Consider the following 18,743-nt stretch of genomic DNA (forward strand, 5'->3'; position numbering starts at 1 on the left):
GGTTCCGTTCAGAACTATTTTTTATTGTTGATTTGTTGTGCGATGTGGATCACCTGATCGCCGAAGTCGTACCACATATCCAACCACTGAGAAACTTTGTCACGAATGTCTTCAAAGTCTTTCTCTTGGACAGCTTGGCGGAAAATGTACCACGAGTCTTCAGAGTGATCGTCGTCGACGAAATGACCATGGTCATCTTCAACGTGAATTTTGTGGTAACCTTTAGAAACGTCGATGTCCGTAGAAAGACTTACGCTCTTTGCCCAAGGGCCCGCAAACAACGAGAACACGGTTTCAGCAACCGCTAAAACACATGTCAATGTTAGGTGGTCACCATAGTTGTCTGTGAAGCTTGCGCGTGCTGCTTTTGCAGCCGTCGATGCTTTGTAATTCAAAACATCGGCGCTCTTGCCACCAAGTTGCTCGATAGTTTCGCTAAATTGAAGATAGTGAGCTTGGAATGGATTGCCACAGTAGTCATCATCATCGGCGTTGTTGGATTTTGGTTTGAAACCCAATTCGTCCAAAAGATTGAGCTGCAACAAGAAGCGGGAAGAAACTTTCCCCATAGGGCCCAAGCGTTTTTCCAAAGACGACGAAGTGATCATTGCCTGAATCAGAGAGTCCGTAAAAATTTCTGCAAAAGCGTACGAGAATTCAAAGTGAATGACTTTACTGATTTCTTTATTCAGTTTCTCAGTATTCAAAAGGCCGATGACTGGATGACGGCAGAGCTTGTGTTTGTTGATCATCTTTTGCAACTCTTGGGTGAAGGCGACATTGCGTTGCCATTCTTCCTTAGTTAGCGTTGCTTCGATAGCTGCGCGTCCGACCTGACGAGGATGGTCTAGGTCTTTGGTTTCAAGTTGTTTCATCAAGGTTAAAATGGATAAATCCAATGGCTTCATGGGCTCTCCTTTTGGGTTCACTCTGGACTATCGGAGTGAAAAAAGGGAACTTAAGTCGAGTTCATGAGGTCTAGTTTTCGAGAGTCGCTAGGTTGCTTACGGCCTTCTCAAAGTGAGAAAACAGGTAAAAATGATGTCCCGTAAACATCAATGGTTTGTTCCGGGTGTCGACGAGAGTGCTCCATTTTTCAAGATCTTGCTCGGTCACCTGCGGATCTGAATCGCCGCCGAGAATCAAGCTCGGTACTGCGAGCTTTTCGTGGCTATGCGTGTTCTTGAAGCTTGCCATGATGGTGAAGTCTTCTCGGAGAGCTTTCAGAGTAAACTTCAGAATCGTGGGTTCTCTTTTAACAACTTCGGGAAGAGCTTCGAACTTTTCAATTTCAAGAACTAAAGCTTCGTCAGAAAGTGTCGCCATCGTTGCATAACCCTGACTGCGATCCACAATCGGCGCCTTTAGTGCCGACAGTCCCAGAGCTTTAAGTTGAGCGGCAGGGTTGTTCACAAGCTCCCAGGCTAGTGTGTAAGCTACAAGAGCACCGAAGCTATGTCCCAGCAGAAATGTCGGTTTAGTATCGAGTTGCAAGATTTGGGCGGCTAGGGCCTTGGTCAAGTCCTGCATATTAGTAAATGCGTCTTCATTGGAACGAAAAAAACGTCCCGGCAAGTCCATGCAATAAATTTCGTACTTAGAAATAAGCGGTTTCAGAGAGGGAAAGTACTGCGCCCCATTGCCGCCAGCATGGTGAAAGAAGATCAGTCTTTGTTGTCCCGAAGAGTTGGGAACTTTTCTAAGCACTGGGGTCATAATTTATCGTTTGATATATCCAAAATTATTTCTCACACTATAACCACTATGACACATTTTGGACAGATCAATATCGCTTTTGGTTGGATGACGATTATCTTGGGGATTATTTCCGGGTCTATTATAGGCATGTGGTCTTTCGCGGGCCCCTTTAAAACTCCTCCAGGACACACAAACTATACGGATTTGCCGCGCAGAATGACCCGACTGGCTCATATCGCCATGTTTGCTCTGCCAATGATTTCGATTTTGTACGGGCAGCACATTGATTTGATCCCGGTATCAGACACCATGAAGATGGTGGGATCTTATTGCTGGCTGGTTTGTATGTGGGGAGTCCCAAGCTTTCTAATTTTAGGAGCTATCTATCTGCCTTTTAAATATCTTGAAGTGATCCCCGTCAGTTGCGGAACTGTGGCTTTGGGCATTATTTCCTATGGGTATTATTTGCTCTATATGGGGGCTTAGGCTCCTTAGTCTGGACAAGAACTGCCATCGCTGTTAGAGGGTTCTCTCAAACCGGGGGGACCTTTGAAAAGCTTGCTAATTCTAATCTCACTTTTTGCTTCGATTTCTTTTGCTAAACAATTAGCTCCACTTTCCCCAAAACTTCAGCCTCTTTTTGAAAATCTAAAAACCGTTCCCGTAAATTACAAGCCTGAGGGTGCTGTGTGCGAGCAAGTGGCTCGTCTGCAGGCATTCGACGAGTTCCCAGAGGATCGTTTTGCAATCACTACGGGTGTTAAATACGATGCTGGAGAAAACACGATAGGTGAGCTTGATTTGATCGTGGTTGATAAAGCCACACGTCACGTAGAGCTTGTGGCTGAAGTAAAATGCTGGAGAGATTACGGCAGCGCCATGGACAAAGCCAAAGTTCAGCGTGATCGCTTTATGTGGACGTTGACGCAATTTCCGGAAAAGATTCATTTTGAATCTGAGGACCCTGAATTTCAATTCACAGAGGCCAATTTCCACGGTCTAACGACGTTCCGCTTTATTTCCCAGGTGGGTGGGGTGCGTAAGGGCTTTAATCAGGAAATCCCATACACTCTTTCAGAGATGAGTGAATTGCGCGAACACCTCGTCCGTTGTCAGAAAAAAGGCGAATGTCCTTTACGTTAAGCCTGAGTTCTTGATTAAATAGAATCTATCACAAGGAAGGTGAGTGATGGATTCTACGCCACAAAATTTCTGGCGCAAATGCAGTACCTGCAAAAAACCCATCGGTCTTGGAGCCAACTACTACATCTGCAGCGTCTCTACTTGCAATGGCCAACGCACGGGTTATGTTTTCTGTACAGTGATGTGTTTCGAGAGCCACGTACCAGGGGCTCGTCATAAAAACGCCGGTGCTATCGAAAAAACCGCACCAAAAACTCCGCATGTAGGTACTTAAGGTTCTGTTTCTTGAATATTTCGCATGTGATCGGCGAGCTTTAATAGCGAATGCAATAACTCGGATCTGAGGGGCTCGGCGATCTTCACGTCATCAAAAGCCTGCACCATACAAAGCACCCACTGGTCTCTCTCTGTTTTGCCAATTTTAAAAGGCAAGTGGCGAGCGCGCAGGCGGGGATGGCCATACTTTTCCATAAACAAATTGGGGCCCCCAAGCCATCCAGACAAGAACATAAAGAGTTTTTCTTCAGCATCTTTCAAGCTTTCAGCGTGAATGGATCTGAGTTCTTTGTACTGTTCAAATGTGTCCATCACTTCGTAAAAGCGATGCACGATTTTTCTGAGAACTTCTTCCCCACCGATGAGGTCATAAGCTTTAGCTTCATCCATGGGGGATTTATCGCACTCTTTTTACCTTTTTGGAAGGCTTTTGATATCAACATCGTCTTCAATTTTTTTCTGAAGAGGACTGCCAAAGGCATTCCTAAGAGACAACCAAAAGGCTTCCCATTTATTGATTTCTGGCGACGTCAAGGCGCCTTGAAATTCAATGCGTGTCGCGGTGTCCTTGCTTGGATTTCTCAGTATCAGGTTGCCAAACCCAAGTAGGAATTCGGCAATAGCGTGTTTAGTAGAAATAAAGGACTCGTTATTGGCAATCATTTTAACGTTTTCAAAAAAGGGCTTGGCATAACCCACTACAAGCCCTTTGTTGGTTGCAACTTCCGAAAACAGACTGAAGGTTCCTGTAGCAAAAGTAAAAGGCCCATAGACCAAAAAGAAATTGTTCATTTTCTTTAAGTTAAAATCCTTCATTTGCGCGTCGATATTAAACGCAAGGGGATCCTTGAGGATATTAAACTGAGCTTTGAGCGAGAACGGAGCATCGGCTTGTAAGCGGCCCTTTATAGTCGCTGTGCTTGGTAGAAGGACATCTTTTTGATCGGTGTTACGTAAATTTGCAGCGTCCACTTGAATGCGGTCGACATAGATATCAACGGGCACTTTATAGTCACGATTTAAAAAATGCACTTCGCTATTGGTGATTTTGAGCGATTCAATCTCTATCGGTAATAGTTTCTTCAAAATCGCATTCCAGTTTTTCTCGTCGGTTCCGAATTGTTTTTTGTTATTAGATTCACTGTCAATAAAGGTGAGTCTGAGTCGATCAATCTTTAGATCTCCTAGCAGTTTTCGCCGCCAGAGGGCCCGCCACGCTAAAGACAAATCGATTCTTTTTGCATCTACGAGTGGCGTTTCTCGATCCGAGTTGCGCTTCCATAGCTTTAGTCCCAGGATTTCGTAAGCCCCTCTGTACAGATGCAAATCAAAATCTGCGATCGCGCCCTGATAAGATACGATCTTGTTTCCCAAGTACCAATTGATCGCGTGTTTGATTCCTATTGGTAGAAAAATGCGCACAACAATCAGCAGGACGATCAATGCGATAACGATCTTGTGAGTTCTTTTAAGTGAGGAGAGTATTCTTTCCATTGAAAAATACCTTCTCTACTCGATAGGCAATTTCAGCGCTTAAAAAAATGATGAGGGACGAGTAGTAAACCCACATCAACAGCACGATCATTGACCCGGCAGCACCATACGCCGAGGCTAGAGCACTCTGACCCAAGTAAAGTCCAATCGCTGTTTTCCCCAGTGAAAAAAGAATTGCGGTTATCAAGCCCGCACTTAAAGTAGTCTTTCGCGAGAGCTTCTTCTGCGGCAGAAAGTAGTAGATTGAACTAAATAGAATAGAGAAAATTAAAATCGATAAAAAAAAGTTAATCACCTGCCCAATCACAAGAATGACTCCTTGAAACAGAATTGTGAGAAAGGATGAAATGACCAAAGACACGATAGAGATAAAAACGAAAGTAAGCACCATCCCCATGCTGAAGATTTTGTGTTTTATGTAGCCCACCGAACTCATCAAAAAACTCATCGAGTCTGCTTGTTTCTGCATATCGATATTGATGTCGAAAATCTTATTCAGCGAAGTACGGAGTTGTCCAAAGATGGCTCCTGCTGAAATAAGAAGTGTAAGGACCCCTACGATACCTGACCATCCGCGGATTTCTGCGCGTTTTTCAGCGCTTTGTGCGATGTATTTAATAGTTTCGGAGGCTGTCGAGCCGACAAGGTCTTGGACTTGAATAACGAGCTGGTCCTTAAAGTTCTCTCCAAGAAAACCCACAAAAGTAATGGCAAGAATAAGAAGGGGAGCCAGGGACAAAGCCGTGTAGTAAGCGAGGGCAGCTGACATATCAAAAATATCGTCTCGGCTTAATTTGTCAAAAAAGTCAGAACTAAAAAGCTGTTTAAGTTTCATACCAACAGGATAGAGTTCTCATTTCTAGAGAATGTCCCGTTGACTAGAATGTCGTTAAAAGTTCCACCCTTGGTAGAAAAATTCAAGAATGGAGTTTGTGGACGATCACTTTTCCATGCTGCGATTTAATTTTTTGCAGCTCGCTTTGCAGGATCGACATGCGGTCATAGGTGTCAATCGATAGACCCTTCCATGGAAGAGCATCCATTGTCGGATTTTCTGGAATTTCTGATTGAATTTTACCTTGGCGTAAAATCATGTGGCGAGGACTTGGACTTGCTACCAATTGAAATTCAATATCAGAGTTTAACAGACGGGTCAAAAGACGTACACGCGCATAAGCTCGGCCCGCTCGCAAAAAATGCCGCTCAAACTTGTCAGCGATATCTTCAGGCGTCAGCTCTACTTCCTCGTCTTCTATTTCCTGTTCAATCTCTTCCTCGGCGACGTCATCCTCAAGAGCTTCGTCTTCCTCTTCATGACGGTGCCACCAAAGGCCGACAGCCAAGATAGAGCGCATGGAAGTAAAATCGTAAGTGTCAAAACCATGGCGTTCACAGAAAATTTGGAATCCTGACTTTAAAAGTTCTGGGTCTATCTCTTCATAGAACATCAACGGGTTAAACTCACCAGCTTGCAAAGAGTCCGTCAGTTTTAGCATCGAATCCAATGTCATCGTGTTCGGAAAAGGACCAACATTATGCTCTTCATCTTGCTGGGAGCTTTCGGATGTAAAGTCATGATTGTAGAAGACCATGCTGCGGTTGCCGGTCTTCAAACTGATATTGTAGCGTGGATTGAGTTTTTTAATCTCGTCGGTCTCAAGTAGGGCCGCTTCTAAGGGGCTTCCGCACGGAGTGACCAGCAAGTCCCAAGTTTGCGTCAGCATCTCCAGCTTTCGTGGGTCGCGATTTTTTTGCCCGCGGAAATAGCTGTTCACTCGGCTGTGTAGGGATGTGGCTTTACCGACATAAAGGACTTCACCCCAACGACTGATCATACGATAGATGCCCGGCTGATCCGGAAGGCTCAGACGTTTTTCTTTTGGCAAAGGGTATTCATACTTTGTCCGGGATTTTTTCGGAGTGGCTTCAAGCCAGTTGCGAAGTTCCTCAAGCGTCGTGATGTTTTGTTCTTTCTCGAGTGCAGAAAGAAGTCCCTGCCATATTACGCGCGTCGCTTCAAGATGACTCGAGGCCCGTTTTAATTCGCCAGCGTTATAGCCAAAGTACCCAGCCAGACCTTTGACACCACGTGAAGGCAGGTTTGGCATTAAACGTTTTGCGATTTCGTGAGTACAAAGAATCTCGAACGGAAGATCTTCATGAAAAGCGTGCATTAAAAATGGTTTTTCAAATTGGGCATAGTGAATAACGGCAAGAGGTTTTTGCGAACCCGTGCCTAAGGGCTGAATGAAGTCGCGGAGTTTTTGCAAGACTTCCGCTAACGGCAGAGCACTGCTCATGTCCTCATTGCTGATCCCTGTAATTGCTTGAATGCGATAGGGGACGCTTGCGCCCTCTGGTTGAGCCACCAAGGCGCTTTCGATTTTCTGTATATCGCCCCAAGCGGCTTCTAAAATATTACTATTATCGGGTTTCGCCCCGGTGGTTTGCAGATCCAAGAAAAAGACAGAAAGATCTAAAAGCTTCATAGATCGTTGTCCCTTTCTTGTCTAGATTCCCAAAACTGCGCGATGTCTGCAAGAATGCTTTGTGAAACCAGTTCTTGCGGGCTTTCTTGGAACCATCCTTCAGGCATTGTTTGCGAGTAGCTATTTTGCAAGAAGCGCGGATCCATCAAAACAATCACGCCTTGATCTTTTTCAGAGCGAATCACACGTCCCGCGGATTGAATGGCTTTGGCCATCGCCGGATACACGTATGCATAGTCAAAGGCCTTGTCTTTGCCATAGGTATTTTCGTAGTAAACTCGAATTTGCTCGCGCTCAAAATCAAATGTCGGAAGTGCGGGGCCTACGACAAACGCGCCAATAAGCATATCACCGGCGTAATCAACACCTTCCGAGAACACTCCGCCTTGAACGCCCAATAGTAAAGTCGGTTTTTCACCACTGCGAAGTTCTTCCAAATAACCTTTAACCAAAGAAGGTTTCATTTCGCGGCCTTGTTGCAGAATTTGGTATTCTGGTAAGTCCAGCAGAGTGCGCGTTTTAAATAAAAAATCAAAGCTTGGGAAAAGAACGATATAATTCCCAGGCCGTAGACGGACTACCCGTTGAATGACATCTGCAATTCGCGGCGCACTCATTTCGCGATCATTCAATTTCGTAGAAATTTGCGGAATGATCATGATCTTGCGATTTTCAGTTGGGAACGGAGAGCGGAACTCGAAAGTTTTTGTTTTCTCGCCCAAAAGTCCCATGAGAGTTTGATAGTATTCAAAAGGCTTTAATGTTGCAGAGAAGGCCACGACATTTTGGAACTCTTTATAAGTTTTCTTTAAATGCTCAGAGGCATCACAACATGTAACCTTGAGCATTTCACCTTGGTAGTTTTTTTGATATGTCTGGAAAAAGGCAGGACCCGAAAACTCAAGAGCTGCCATAAAATCTGTCCAGGTGTTGTTTAATTTTAAAATCGGATCTTGTGGTTGAACCTCAGCATCGGACTCGAGATATTTTAAAGTAAAATCACGAATGCGTTTTTCCAGATCCACAAAGGGATCTGGATCAATAGTGATACGGCGCGGGCCACCGACACTATAGGACTGAATCAACTCGATTGCTTCGCGAAGAATCGACAAACCACTTTTTGCAAAGCGTGCATCGCTCGAGTTGAGTGAAGCCTCGAGGGCTTGGAGTTGCTCCACCGTTAAGGACGGAGAGAAATAGTCCTGAGCTCGGGATGGCAAATTGTGAGCCTCATCAATCACAAGGTTCGGTTTTTCAGATTGTTTAATCAGAGGTTCAGAAAGGCGGCCCAAAAGCCCGCGTGGTGCAAAAACATAGTTGTAATCACCAATGACGACATCAGCGCGCTCTATAGCTTCGACGCCCAATTCAAAAGGACAAACCTGATACTCTTCACCAAGACCTTTCAGTCTTCGGGCACTTAGGCTTTTAATCTTGGCAAGTTTGTTCACCAAGTCGTTATCATAGATTTTTTTATAATAGTCTTTTGCAAATTCGCAGTACTGAGGATTGCAGAGCACTTCGGATTTAAGACACATTTTGCTTTTTGCATTCAAAGTCAGCCCACGAACTTTGGACCCCAGCTCTTGAAGTTTGTCGATCGCCTCTTCGGCGACCTGATGCTGAGAGTTTTTCGGAGTCACATAGACGACTTTTTGACCGCGGGCTAAAGCATCTTTCAAAGACGGGTACAGAACACCAATCGTTTTCCCAAGTCCTGTGGGTGCTTGGACCATCAATGGGTTTTTCTCGGCCAAGTTCTCGCTGATACAATCTACGAGTTCTTTTTGTCCAAGACGTGGAGACTCGAATGGAAACTGCAGGGACTCGGCGGTTTTTTGACGCTTCTTAAAAAGCTTTTCGCGGATTTTTGTTTCAACAACGAGCTCATCGAGGCGAAGCTCTAGCCATGCCTCATAGCCAGTAACATCAAGGTCCACATCCAGATTTAAAGATTTGAAATTTCTTGAAGACACCAAATGCAAACGTAAAAGCGGAACCTCACCAGTTTGTTTGTAATGAATGTACCCATAAGTGCGAAGTTGCCACACATAAGGGTGATTGGGATCCTTCGAGAGTTTTTGATGAAGATCTTCAAGATCAAACGAGGTTTTAATCTCTTCGATCGTAACGGGTGATCCTGGGATGATGCCATCGGCGCGACCGCCGACCATGAACGTATAGGGCGCGCGTTCAAAACCATATCCGAAGCGAACTTCAGAAGTATATCCTTCGACTTCACGCGTGCGTTCGCGCTGAACTTTCTGATGAATTTCTTGGCCCGAGAGTGGAGGCGCACCATAGCCTGAGTTGACCTCAATGCTGCCAACGCGGGGACAAGGGACGGCGAATTGTCGGGTCTCGATCTGGATTTTTCGCACGGGGCTATTAAATAGCCGGAGGGTTCTGAGGGTCAATCCCTAGTGCAGAGAAAACCCCGAATCAACAAGGATTGCTAGAGCTAAATGCCGCTCTCAGTCGCGCTAGGAGCTAATTATTCCGTTTTAAGGATCTTGCAGCTCATAAAAACGCAAATCTTGTTTGTAGAGTTAGGGTAAGGCCTTTTCAAGAAGGGAGCACAGCTATGATTCGCAGAGAGGACTTACTTAAACAGCATAGTCATCCGGTAAAGGTGGGACTCGCAGAGCCGGTGTTGAAAGAATACCTTTCTGCACTGGAAGGTTGGATTTTGCAGGACGATCGGTTGGTGCGAAGTTTTGAATTTAAAAACTTCTATCAAACCATAGCGTTCGTGAATGCAGCGACATATGTGATTCACCAAGAAGATCACCATCCAGAAATGCTGGTGACCTACAATCGGTGCACGATTAAATTCTATACGCATTCGGTGAACGATGGGCGTGGGGGGATTTCCGAGAATGATTTTATCTGTGCCGCGAAGATTAGTTCTTTGGTCGGGCAAGAATTGCATTAGGCATTTTCATTTGGCGATCATTCTCAGTTCTTTTTCACGGACGCGAGAGTCTTTCTCAATGTAACTAGGAACGGTTATTATTAAGAAGTGGGCGTGAAGTCCGTCGCAAAGGAAGTGCTTGTGAGATTTATCAGAATTGTTTCTCAAGACGAATGGACCGATGTTTCTCTGACAGCTAAGGCTTTAGAGAAATTGAAAATTCTTGTGTGGCAAGATCCTGCCACCAACGACCTTCTGAAAGCCTTTTCGAAAGAGCGCCACATCTGCCCGGTGATTTTGGCGTGGCGCCTGAGATATCGTTAAAAACGAAATAAGGCTCTGTTCCGTGTGGCATGTCTCTCGCAGATATGGGTCCGCATGGATTTTAAGTACGTTTTATCCCATTTTAAGGTGCGAGGGCTTGCCTTGGCTGTCCTTTTGACAACTTTTTCGACAACGGCTGTTGCGGCTACACCGTGCTGGCAAGCCGAGGAAAACCCGGTGACGAAGGCCCCTTATGAGTCTGCACAAGATTGGGACCATGACCTGGAGTATTGGTCACAAAGAAGACCCGGCAAGGGTAATCCATTATATTTAGTTCGTGCTTATTCGACCTATCGCTTCGAACAAAAAGCAGCGATGAGCTTTAAAAACGACAAGCAAATTCATTGCTTCTATGGCTGCCGTATTTCTCAGAGAACCAATTTTCAGACTGCTCAATATGTGGCGTGGCTCAAAGAAGACCGCGACATTAAAGATTGCAATCTAAAAACTCATTTCGAAATCGCGGATTTTGAAGCCACTATAAAAGGGGCCGAGTTCGGAACAAGCACCAAATCCCGTGAAGAGTGTGCTCAGGTCTGCTCGCAGCAGTTTTAATCTGAGCACTTAAGGTTATATTTTATAATTCTGTGAAGCGCTTCATGTATTTCTGATCACCAGTCAAGTAGCCGCGACCGGTTTTAGAATCAATCTTTAGTTTTAAATAACCTATTTCAGTGAAGACGACATCACAGCCTCCGCCAAAGCGGACTTCGCAGCCGACGGTCACGTTGTCGACAGGAAGCTCAGGGTTTACGTTCAAAAGGATCTTCTTCACATTTTCAGAAAGCTCGGCTGGTGTATCGGTAGGAATAGGGTCTTTCCGTGAACCAAAACGACGATATTCAGTTTTTGCTTTGCCTTCAAAGAGTGTTTTGTATTTTCCATGGACATCTGCACGCACCGACAAACGATAGGCATCGTTATCAGTGGTATCTGTCTTTTCAAAAACAAGGTTTTTGCCAAGAATGATCGCCGTGTGCTGAAGCATGTTGGATTCAGAGATAGTCAGGACATCCCATATGCGAACAGAACGGGTTTTTACTTTTGAGCTGTGCTCTGGAGCCTTAAAGATATCATCAGCAGTCCAACGTGCTGGCCATGAAAGAGTGAAAGTACTCTCAGGGCGTGGGGTACGCAGGGATTTTAGAACCTCCATCGTAGTGCCCCAGCAGTTTGTAAAAAAGCTGATTCCACTTTTTTGGAGGGCCCACAAATCCATTGCGTCTGGATCTTTTTCGTCCCATTCGAGTTCTATAAGCCTAGAGGTGTCGTAATATTCGGCAGTAAATGTTTTATTCACAACTGCTTGAATCGCTGGTGGCAAGAAATCAATCAGGTCATAAGATCTGTTTTGATCATAAGGAACTTGGCTATACCCTCCATAAAGAGCTTTAAGCTTTGAGAACTGGTCGGCAGTGATGCGGCCGATAGTGATTTGCAAAATGTATTGGTCTTCTTTGTAAGAGAGCTTCTGAAGGCGAGCCGGAGTGATTTTAAGCACCGTAGGCTGAATGCCTAAATCTACGATCTCGGGAACAACATCCTTGGCATTGAGTTGAATTCCAGCTTGGGCGAGGTTCCGAATGACTAAGTTTTGATCAGAGAACACCTTCTCTGTCGCAAGCGATAGAGCCGGATTCGCCAGAACCATTAGGACAGCCATCGACGCAGAAAAAATGCTCAATTTATTGGGGGACATGCAAACCTCCGTGCCTGAGTGAGGAGGTAGCAAGGTAGGTGCCAGGATTACTGTTTTTCTTTTACTTGCTCTTCGAGCTCGCTGACTCGTTGTTGCAGGCGAAAAATCTCTTGCTGAAGATCGCGCATTTGCGTCTTTAGATCATCTTGTTTTTCAGAGCTGACTGTGCGTGAAGCAATGATGTCTTCTGGAGAATTGCTTCCAAAAAGTCCTTCACCAAGTTCGGCGCGTTTCTTATTGTAAGCTTCGAGGGCCGCAATATCTTTTTCATCGTTATCAACACTTCCGCTGTTATCAACAACGACGGCAGGAACACTAAGCGGTTCCTTGGACATCTTCGACATCGCTTGCAGATTATTAAATGCACGGCTGAGTTTGCTAAAGTCTGGTGGGAAGCCACCGGTGACAATCGAAAAGAAAATAACGAACATCACGCCACTAAAAAAGAGGCTACGAACGAAGGCGCCAAGAATTTTTCCAAGAACTTCAGTTGGTCTGTTCACACTGAAGATATCGGAGAAAGCAGGACCCTTGTTAACGCGTGTGTTGGGATTCTGGCTCATGGTCCCGAGAGAAAGTGAATTTTCATAGGAGAAACTAAATGGATTTTGGTCGTGTCGATAATTTAGACACTCGACGACCTTTCTTTTTTAAGTGTCAAAAACTCGCGGATGCTCCCACAGAAACTTCGCAGTGTTCTTTGGGAACGCGTCTTAGTTTGTGATGAATCTCAAAATTTTCTCGTCAACGTCCGCAGTCCTCATTAATCTGAAAGCCTATCTGATTGATCAGAATCTGCGAGGGGGCAGGCTATGAATTTACGAGGACATTTAGTTACGGCATCCGTGGTAATGCTTTTTTCATCTACGACATTAGCTATTACAATCGGTAAACCAGTTGCTAATAAAAGTTTTGATAAAAACAATCTTACAATTGAAGTAAGCGGATCCTGCAGGGCAGGCAAGCATGTGAAGGTCGACGCGACGGACAGTGCAAGCAAAAGTACATCCCAAGTTTGGGTGATGTGCGAGGCCTGGGGTTATTCAGCGCCTTTGATTATCGCGTCGCTAGCGGATGGAAATATTCGTGTGCGTGCATTGCAAGTTCATCGCGGTAAAAACGAAGTGGCAAATGTGATCATTAGTAAGACTGCATCGGCCGTTGTGCCGACGCCAACACCGATCCCGTTACCAACGGTAATACCGGTGGTAATGCCGGCTCCGACACCAAAACCGACGGCGACACCAACTCCGGCTCCTGCGACTGGTAAAATGCTTTGGGGGGTTAACGGTCATGATATTCGTGCAGTTTATCCTCTGAGTCAGTCAGCAGCGGTTTTCAAAATGTTGTCTGAGAAGAACTTGCGCACTTATCGAGTCGACGTGACCCATACGAATACGATTATTTTGGATACGCTGATTCCGCTTTCAAAGCAGTACAACATCAAGCTTCGCCCGATGTTCTATCCAATGACGAAAGATCAAGCTTATGCCATCGGTAAGAAGTACGGCCGCGACCTTGAGATCGTTGAAATCGGTAACGAGCAAAACCTGGAAGGAAAAACGGGAGCTCAGAATCGTATCAACGCGATGATTGAAACTTATAAGGGCCTAAAACAAGCTGAAGCAGAGCTTGGTATTAAGATCAAAATTTCAATCAACGTGACAAACTGTAACACCGACGACTTGGGCGGTCGGTGCGGTGGCGATAAGAATGGTGATATGTGGTTCGTTGATATGGCGAAAGCCTCTGGCTTTAACTTCGACGTTATCACGTACCACTACTATCCTTGGTACGGTAACAAAGGGTATTGGTTCGACATGTATCTTGGGCAGATGCGTGCGATGGCAACCAAGTATAAGGTTCCTATCTACTTCAACGAAACAAGCTGTGCGGAAGTTTACCGTGGTAATAAAGACGGTGGTTTCCCAGGCGACAAGGGCTGTTACGATAGTATGAATGACCTCTTTATAGAGTTAACAACGAAGTACTCTGACATTGTTCAAGAGATCAATATGTATGAGCTCTTCAACGAGCCTTATCAGGCGAACCTAGAGCCGGTCTATGAGTCTGAAGCAAACTTCGGATTGATGTATGACATCAATCGTCCGAAGCAGCTCTTGCAGCTTTTGGTAAACTGGGCAAATAAGTAAAGTAATTCACAACTAAGTACTAAGAAGCCACCCTGAGGGGTGGCTTCCTTATTTTCACACTCTGTTGCTTCACAAAAAATCTTTGAACTTCATTAGACGTTTCATAGACGATTTGTTTTGTTCTTTTGAGTTCCCGAAAAAAGGCGTAGGGAATGGATTATGAGAATCCTAAAACGCTTCGTATTTATTCTTTTCGCCGGGGGCCTTTGCGCGGGCATTGCCTTTAAAATTTTGTGGGTCCAAGTGGATCCCAACAAAGCATCGACTGTGATATCGGCCATTCACCAACGTGGGGCAAATTGGATACTGACGGATTCTTGGAAAGATCCCAAATCCTGGGAACAGATTTTAAAAAATATCGAAACTGGGCTGCCCGAGTGGATCGAAGTTTACAGTCTTCTTGCGCCAGAAACAAAGGGCAAGGGTGAGAAAGAAATAATTGCGGCGGTATCGAAAGCTCTTCTGAAAAATCCAGACTTGGTTTTAAAAACGATTGCCAGCGAAAGTAGCCCCTTTGGGATCGAGAAGATCTGTGGGCGGCTGAGCGATGACGAGTTGGAGTTTCTGGATGAAGGCGTCGACGCATTAAAAGCTCAAATGGCTAGTGTCAACCGCGTGGCGGAACCAGAACTGCTGTCTGCAAAAGAAAAATGCTTGGGCCAGATTCGTTATGTTTTAGCCCGAGAAATTTTCCGCGAGGACGAATAAGCAGTTCAATCTATGGTGTGGTGACCGTTGGTCACCACAAACTTGCGTAATTCCGTAACAGATCTGGCTAAATAGATTTTGCTCGTCTATAAAAAATCCGACGTTAAGGCCTCGTTAGCAGAGAGCCAGTAAGACTTCGGAGATTTTATGATGAAATTTGTAGCAACTTTGATTTTAGCCAGTTTGGTTTTCGTTCCAGGGGCTATGGCTTATTTTGTGGCAATCCCGGCGACTCAGGCACCAGTGGATTACAGTAAAGTCAGCCGCATACTGATTTCGGGTCGCGGGACTGATTTAGGCATGCAAGTTCAAGTTTCAGCTTTGGGGCGTGGTCTTTTATACCAACGCAACTTTCCAGAAGAACAAGTAGTTCTGATCTCTGTTTTTGAAAATGAAAAAAATGAAGCGATGCTAGCGAAAAATGGCTGGATCTTTTTAGTTAAGAACGATCTAAAGTTTGAAACCGATACAGCGACAAAAGAGATCCTTAAATTTGCTCGTATCCGGTCGCTGGAGTTCTTTGGTCATAACTCTCCGTCGCTAGGAACTCAAACCGACGGTTTGGGCTTTCGCTATGATTTCCGTAAATCCATCGTGACAAGTCTTGCATCGCGTTTTGTGAAAGGCGCTTATGCGATGATCCATGGGTGTAATAGTGGCTGGATCAGTGCGCCTTCTTTAGCAAAACGCTGGGGAATTGCGGTTGCAGGATCTTTCACAGGTACCCGCTTTGAACGTTTGCACTCAGATGGTCACTTCTATGTCGCGGATGAAAAGAAAGCGCCAGATACAAACTGGGCTCGTACCAACCAGGACATCAGCAACATGAGTTGTTCTGGAGGGGGCTGCATGCGTATGCGCTCTTCATATTCAAACTATGATGGCAAGTGGGGTGATTTTGAAGGCCCTCTATTGATGCACTATAAGTTCTTCTGCCCAAATGAAGTGAAAGAGTGCGAGAAGAGCATGGCTTTGTCTTTGTATGGTTTCATAGCGGAAAAAAGCCTGCAGCGCTATTCCAACTTGAATGAGTTTCGTGAAGTGGCAAAAGAATTTCTTTGCCCGGTCTATAAAGACCGTATGCTGACGAATAAGTGCGCGAACGACTTGGATCTGATTGAATCCGGCCGTGGCGATAAAACCACGCATTATGTGGTCAATGATGATCAGCTGACTTGTAACTTCCAGTCTTGTACAGGCACGATGACTTGCGACGATCATACCTGCACAGTGACAGGGCGTCAGTCTAAGAACTCTGAAACGATGGCCAATGAATATCTTCATTTGCTCAATGGTTTCAAAGCTCTTGAACTAGAAGGTCTTTAGACTTCGACTGTGCGCCATTTTCCTTTTTTGAAGTAACGCCACGCTAGGACCGTCATTAGTGCATGCGCCGCTGGGACCGCAATCAAAGCACCCGTTGCGCCAAGGCTTGTGTAATACACCATTATGTAGGCAAATGGTGATTGGAAGAGCCAAAAGCAAATGACGTTAAACTTCGTTGGAGTTTTCGTGTCGCCCGCGCCATTCAAGGATTGCGAGAGCACCATACCAATACCGAAGAAGATAAAACCAGAAGCAATGATTCGTAAACTTAAAACGCCGTAATTGAAAACGGCTTCTTCAGCTGTGAAGATACCGACGATCAATTTTGCAAAAACAAGCATGATGACCATGACAACGGCCATGAAGATCGCGCTGTATTTGGTGGTAAGCCAAACGCTTTGTTCGGCGCGGTCGTATTGTTTCGCACCTAGGTTTTGACCCATCAAGGTTGCAGCGGCATTGCTAAGTCCCCAAGCTGGCAACATGAAGAAAATAAAAATACGGAATGCGATTTGCGCTCCTGCCGATGCAAGAGTTCCGCCGGATTGAGCAATCAGACGGGTGATCAGAATCCAACTGCCGCTGCCAATTAGGAATTGCAAACCTGCAGGCCACGCGACTTTGAAAACACCGGTGATAACTTGCGTATCGAAATGGAAGTGACGACCAAGAAGCTTGAGCTCTCCGTCACCGCGTACTAGATGATAAACTTGATAAGCGACCCCCGCGCCACGGCCGATAACCGTCGCGATTGCGGCGCCCTTTAAGCCATACGCATGAATCAAGATGGGGCAGAGAACGATATTTACGCCACTTGCGATCCATAAGCTTTTCATTGCCATCGCGGCATCACCAACGCCACGGAAAATTCCGTTGATCAAGAATAGCAACAGAATCACAAGATTTCCGCCAAGAAGAATTTGCGTAAACGAAGTTCCTTCGCTGACAACTTCAGCACTTGCACCCATCAGTTGCAAAATGGTATCCGCGTGGAAAATACCGACAAAAGAAATTACTAACGAGACTGCAATCGACATCAAAATCGCTTGCGCTGCTGCGTGGGCTGCAGAGTCCGGATTTTTTTCACCCGTACGACGAGCGACGATTGCTGATGCTCCCGTAGCGATGGCCATGGCAACAGAATAAACGATGGTTACGGCTGCTTCAGTCAGACCGACTGTCGCAATCGCATTGGCACCAAGACCACTTACGAAGAACATATCGACGACAGCGAAGACGCTCTCTAAACCCAACTCTAAAATCATCGGAATCGCCAGAAGGATCACGGCCTCAGGAATATTTCCTTGGGTATAGTCATGGTGTTCGCCTTTAAGGGCCTGCTTCACTGTTTGGAGGGCGCTTTTTATTTTCATTGCATAAGGATAGGGTGTTTGTTGTTTGGAAGGAAGTTGGACACAGGTCTTAAGACCAGCCCGTGGGGTTTATTTTGGCTAAACGAGGTTTTAAAGAGTCTATTTCATGGAAAAGCAGACAACAGCATCGTCTCATACGAAATGTTAGGGACCGATAAATACTCACAGGTACTAGCAAACTGTCTCACACCCAAACCATTTGCTGTAGCATGGAAATAACAGAAGTTTAGAGACAGAAATTTCTATTTGAATAAAATGGGTATATGCAAAAACGGGTCTTGTTGAAGCGGAATGCAGGATTTTCTTTAGTTCAGAGTTTGATTGGGGTCGCCATCTTAGGCCTCATGGCTTCGATCTTTGCCAGTCTTTCAGTTTCTCAACAGAAGCAAATTAAACATATCGAAAGAAAACAAGACGTCATTGAATTGCGGTCATACCTGACATTGGTTCTTCAACAAGCAGACATTTGCTCGTGCCAAGTGAACCCCGCGTTGACGATGGATGATAGCAACGATGCCAATTTGCATTTCAATTCAACGATCACCGATGGGTCGCAAAGTATTTCATTTTCAAAGTTGCGCACGGGGTGTGCGGTCGACAGTCCTATTTTGACTGAGGTTGATGCAAAGTTACCTTCTGGATTGCAAGTGAAGGATATCCAACTTAGAAATTTGCGACCACTGAACGGTTCCACAACTGATTGGATCGGTGAGTGGAATATTTCATTTGCCGAGAACTCTACCGCAATTACGTTAAAGCCAATTACTATTATGCAAAAACTAAGGCTTGAAATGGCGCTGCCTTCGACGCCAACAAATCGGTTGATCAACACTTGTACCGGCATGCAGGGGACCGGCGTTCACCACGTGGCTTCGCAAAGCGGAGCTATTGGCGTGAATCCACTGGGCACCTTGGTTATTGATTTAGCGACCTACGGTTTTGAGGACACTTTACCGGATCCGCATATCATTGTTTCGATGAATGATGGCAACTACGATTTCTATGACCAAAATACGGTGGATGCTTATCAGTGCGGTTTTACGAAGCTTTCGAAGTTGCGTTTCCAAGTTATATGCTGGACATCGACAAACTCTTCGCCGGCTGCCAACCGGTCGTCGTTCGATTGGATGGCTGTTCAATAGTGCC

Annotated in this window: 20 protein-coding genes; 10 read left to right on the top strand and 10 right to left on the bottom strand. The window is 45.4% G+C overall.

Annotation, left to right across the window (positions count from 1 at the left end; translation table 11 throughout):
- Window positions 1-14 precede the first annotated feature (14 nt).
- Window positions 15-908, bottom strand: coding sequence for a hypothetical protein (locus ACLWBB_RS05985; protein ID WP_413290699.1), 894 nt, complete (start codon window positions 906-908; stop codon window positions 15-17).
- Window positions 909-978: 70 nt separating this feature from the next.
- Entirely contained in the window at window positions 979-1,716 is a 738-nt protein-coding gene (locus ACLWBB_RS05990; RefSeq protein ID WP_413290700.1) for a thioesterase II family protein, read from the bottom strand.
- A gap of 48 nt (window positions 1,717-1,764) precedes the next feature.
- Between ACLWBB_RS05990 and ACLWBB_RS05995 the strand changes: the two genes are divergently transcribed.
- The 3 genes from ACLWBB_RS05995 (at window position 1,765) to ACLWBB_RS06005 (ending at window position 3,115) form a co-directional block, all read left to right on the top strand.
- Window positions 1,765-2,184, top strand: coding sequence for a hypothetical protein (locus tag ACLWBB_RS05995; protein WP_413290701.1), 420 nt, complete (start codon window positions 1,765-1,767; stop codon window positions 2,182-2,184).
- 63 nt (window positions 2,185-2,247) lie between these two features.
- The gene (locus ACLWBB_RS06000; RefSeq protein ID WP_413290702.1) at window positions 2,248-2,841 is read left to right on the top strand and encodes a hypothetical protein; all 594 of its coding nucleotides are present in this window, start codon (window positions 2,248-2,250) and stop codon (window positions 2,839-2,841) included.
- 46 nt (window positions 2,842-2,887) lie between these two features.
- Complete coding sequence (locus tag ACLWBB_RS06005; RefSeq protein ID WP_413290703.1) at window positions 2,888-3,115, top strand: hypothetical protein; 228 nt, start codon at window positions 2,888-2,890, stop codon at window positions 3,113-3,115.
- Here the strand turns inward: ACLWBB_RS06005 and ACLWBB_RS06010 are convergent.
- From ACLWBB_RS06010 to ACLWBB_RS06030, 5 genes are all read right to left on the bottom strand, one after another.
- The gene (locus tag ACLWBB_RS06010; RefSeq protein ID WP_413290704.1) at window positions 3,112-3,507 is read right to left on the bottom strand and encodes a group II truncated hemoglobin; all 396 of its coding nucleotides are present in this window, start codon (window positions 3,505-3,507) and stop codon (window positions 3,112-3,114) included. The two genes, ACLWBB_RS06005 and ACLWBB_RS06010, sit on opposite strands and share 4 nt — an antisense overlap.
- 21 nt (window positions 3,508-3,528) lie before the next feature.
- A complete protein-coding gene (locus tag ACLWBB_RS06015) occupies window positions 3,529-4,611 on the bottom strand; it encodes a DUF748 domain-containing protein (protein ID WP_413290705.1) in 1,083 nt (360 codons plus the stop codon).
- Window positions 4,586-5,446: a YihY/virulence factor BrkB family protein gene (locus ACLWBB_RS06020; RefSeq protein ID WP_413290706.1), complete on the bottom strand. Its 861-nt coding sequence runs from the start codon at window positions 5,444-5,446 to the stop codon at window positions 4,586-4,588. The genes ACLWBB_RS06015 and ACLWBB_RS06020 overlap by 26 nt, the downstream gene beginning before the upstream one ends.
- Before the next feature lie 82 nt (window positions 5,447-5,528).
- Window positions 5,529-7,100 carry a GIY-YIG nuclease family protein gene (locus tag ACLWBB_RS06025; protein ID WP_413290707.1) on the bottom strand — a complete coding sequence of 524 codons (1,572 nt, stop codon included), beginning with the start codon at window positions 7,098-7,100 and terminating at the stop codon, window positions 5,529-5,531.
- A complete protein-coding gene (locus tag ACLWBB_RS06030; protein ID WP_413290708.1) occupies window positions 7,097-9,481 on the bottom strand; it encodes an ATP-dependent DNA helicase in 2,385 nt (794 codons plus the stop codon). The genes ACLWBB_RS06025 and ACLWBB_RS06030 overlap by 4 nt, the downstream gene beginning before the upstream one ends.
- A gap of 203 nt (window positions 9,482-9,684) precedes the next feature.
- Here ACLWBB_RS06030 and ACLWBB_RS06035 point away from each other — a divergent pair, with 203 nt between their 5' ends.
- The 3 genes from ACLWBB_RS06035 (at window position 9,685) to ACLWBB_RS06045 (ending at window position 10,893) form a co-directional block, all read left to right on the top strand.
- On the top strand, window positions 9,685-10,035 hold the full coding sequence (locus ACLWBB_RS06035) for a 4a-hydroxytetrahydrobiopterin dehydratase (RefSeq protein WP_413290709.1): 351 nt from the start codon (window positions 9,685-9,687) through the stop codon (window positions 10,033-10,035).
- Between the two features lie 120 nt (window positions 10,036-10,155).
- Window positions 10,156-10,338: a hypothetical protein gene (locus ACLWBB_RS06040; protein ID WP_413290710.1), complete on the top strand. Its 183-nt coding sequence runs from the start codon at window positions 10,156-10,158 to the stop codon at window positions 10,336-10,338.
- A gap of 54 nt (window positions 10,339-10,392) precedes the next feature.
- Window positions 10,393-10,893, top strand: a complete 501-nt coding sequence (locus ACLWBB_RS06045) for a hypothetical protein (RefSeq protein ID WP_413290711.1) — start codon at window positions 10,393-10,395, stop codon at window positions 10,891-10,893.
- Between the two features lie 22 nt (window positions 10,894-10,915).
- On the opposite strand, the gene ACLWBB_RS06050 is transcribed toward ACLWBB_RS06045, so the two are convergent.
- Both ACLWBB_RS06050 and ACLWBB_RS06055 read right to left on the bottom strand, forming a co-directional pair.
- Complete coding sequence (locus tag ACLWBB_RS06050; protein ID WP_413290712.1) at window positions 10,916-12,037, bottom strand: hypothetical protein; 1,122 nt, start codon at window positions 12,035-12,037, stop codon at window positions 10,916-10,918.
- Window positions 12,038-12,084: 47 nt separating this feature from the next.
- Window positions 12,085-12,600 (bottom strand): hypothetical protein, encoded by a 516-nt coding sequence (locus tag ACLWBB_RS06055; protein ID WP_413290713.1) that lies wholly within the window; start codon window positions 12,598-12,600, stop codon window positions 12,085-12,087.
- Between the two features lie 249 nt (window positions 12,601-12,849).
- Here ACLWBB_RS06055 and ACLWBB_RS06060 point away from each other — a divergent pair, with 249 nt between their 5' ends.
- The 3 genes from ACLWBB_RS06060 to ACLWBB_RS06070 all read left to right on the top strand — a co-directional run bounded on the left by ACLWBB_RS06060 (window position 12,850) and on the right by ACLWBB_RS06070 (window position 16,224).
- Window positions 12,850-14,190 carry a glycosyl hydrolase 53 family protein gene (locus tag ACLWBB_RS06060; RefSeq protein ID WP_413290714.1) on the top strand — a complete coding sequence of 447 codons (1,341 nt, stop codon included), beginning with the start codon at window positions 12,850-12,852 and terminating at the stop codon, window positions 14,188-14,190.
- A gap of 159 nt (window positions 14,191-14,349) precedes the next feature.
- Window positions 14,350-14,898: a hypothetical protein gene (locus tag ACLWBB_RS06065; RefSeq protein ID WP_413290715.1), complete on the top strand. Its 549-nt coding sequence runs from the start codon at window positions 14,350-14,352 to the stop codon at window positions 14,896-14,898.
- Window positions 14,899-15,045: 147 nt separating this feature from the next.
- Window positions 15,046-16,224, top strand: a complete 1,179-nt coding sequence (locus ACLWBB_RS06070; protein ID WP_413290716.1) for a hypothetical protein — start codon at window positions 15,046-15,048, stop codon at window positions 16,222-16,224.
- On the opposite strand, the gene ACLWBB_RS06075 is transcribed toward ACLWBB_RS06070, so the two are convergent.
- A complete protein-coding gene (locus ACLWBB_RS06075) occupies window positions 16,221-17,597 on the bottom strand; it encodes an MATE family efflux transporter (RefSeq protein WP_413290717.1) in 1,377 nt (458 codons plus the stop codon). The two genes, ACLWBB_RS06070 and ACLWBB_RS06075, sit on opposite strands and share 4 nt — an antisense overlap.
- Window positions 17,598-17,860: 263 nt before the next feature.
- Between ACLWBB_RS06075 and ACLWBB_RS06080 the strand changes: the two genes are divergently transcribed.
- Window positions 17,861-18,739, top strand: a complete 879-nt coding sequence (locus ACLWBB_RS06080; RefSeq protein WP_413290718.1) for a type II secretion system protein — start codon at window positions 17,861-17,863, stop codon at window positions 18,737-18,739.
- The last annotated feature ends 4 nt before the right edge of the window (window positions 18,740-18,743 follow it).

The organism is Bdellovibrio sp. HCB337 (assembly GCF_047302465.1).
GTDB lineage: Bacteria > Bdellovibrionota > Bdellovibrionia > Bdellovibrionales > Bdellovibrionaceae > JACMRP01.

What these genes read in the sequence shown, in the direction of transcription:
- ACLWBB_RS06045 (WP_413290711.1), top strand. Translation starts at nt 10,393, where the DNA reads ATGGATTTTAAGTACGTTTTATCCCATTTTAAGGTGCGAGGGCTTGCC.
- ACLWBB_RS06075 (WP_413290717.1), bottom strand. Translation starts at nt 17,597, where the DNA reads ATGAAAATAAAAAGCGCCCTCCAAACAGTGAAGCAGGCCCTTAAAGGC.
- ACLWBB_RS06015 (WP_413290705.1), bottom strand. Translation starts at nt 4,611, where the DNA reads ATGGAAAGAATACTCTCCTCACTTAAAAGAACTCACAAGATCGTTATC.
- ACLWBB_RS06035 (WP_413290709.1), top strand. Translation starts at nt 9,685, where the DNA reads ATGATTCGCAGAGAGGACTTACTTAAACAGCATAGTCATCCGGTAAAG.
- ACLWBB_RS06025 (WP_413290707.1), bottom strand. Translation starts at nt 7,100, where the DNA reads ATGAAGCTTTTAGATCTTTCTGTCTTTTTCTTGGATCTGCAAACCACC.
- ACLWBB_RS06065 (WP_413290715.1), top strand. Translation starts at nt 14,350, where the DNA reads ATGAGAATCCTAAAACGCTTCGTATTTATTCTTTTCGCCGGGGGCCTT.
- ACLWBB_RS06010 (WP_413290704.1), bottom strand. Translation starts at nt 3,507, where the DNA reads ATGGATGAAGCTAAAGCTTATGACCTCATCGGTGGGGAAGAAGTTCTC.
- ACLWBB_RS06060 (WP_413290714.1), top strand. Translation starts at nt 12,850, where the DNA reads ATGAATTTACGAGGACATTTAGTTACGGCATCCGTGGTAATGCTTTTT.
- ACLWBB_RS06055 (WP_413290713.1), bottom strand. Translation starts at nt 12,600, where the DNA reads ATGAGCCAGAATCCCAACACACGCGTTAACAAGGGTCCTGCTTTCTCC.
- ACLWBB_RS06005 (WP_413290703.1), top strand. Translation starts at nt 2,888, where the DNA reads ATGGATTCTACGCCACAAAATTTCTGGCGCAAATGCAGTACCTGCAAA.
- ACLWBB_RS06070 (WP_413290716.1), top strand. Translation starts at nt 15,046, where the DNA reads ATGATGAAATTTGTAGCAACTTTGATTTTAGCCAGTTTGGTTTTCGTT.
- ACLWBB_RS05995 (WP_413290701.1), top strand. Translation starts at nt 1,765, where the DNA reads ATGACACATTTTGGACAGATCAATATCGCTTTTGGTTGGATGACGATT.
- ACLWBB_RS06050 (WP_413290712.1), bottom strand. Translation starts at nt 12,037, where the DNA reads ATGTCCCCCAATAAATTGAGCATTTTTTCTGCGTCGATGGCTGTCCTA.
- ACLWBB_RS05990 (WP_413290700.1), bottom strand. Translation starts at nt 1,716, where the DNA reads ATGACCCCAGTGCTTAGAAAAGTTCCCAACTCTTCGGGACAACAAAGA.
- ACLWBB_RS06080 (WP_413290718.1), top strand. Translation starts at nt 17,861, where the DNA reads ATGCAAAAACGGGTCTTGTTGAAGCGGAATGCAGGATTTTCTTTAGTT.
- ACLWBB_RS05985 (WP_413290699.1), bottom strand. Translation starts at nt 908, where the DNA reads ATGAAGCCATTGGATTTATCCATTTTAACCTTGATGAAACAACTTGAA.
- ACLWBB_RS06020 (WP_413290706.1), bottom strand. Translation starts at nt 5,446, where the DNA reads ATGAAACTTAAACAGCTTTTTAGTTCTGACTTTTTTGACAAATTAAGC.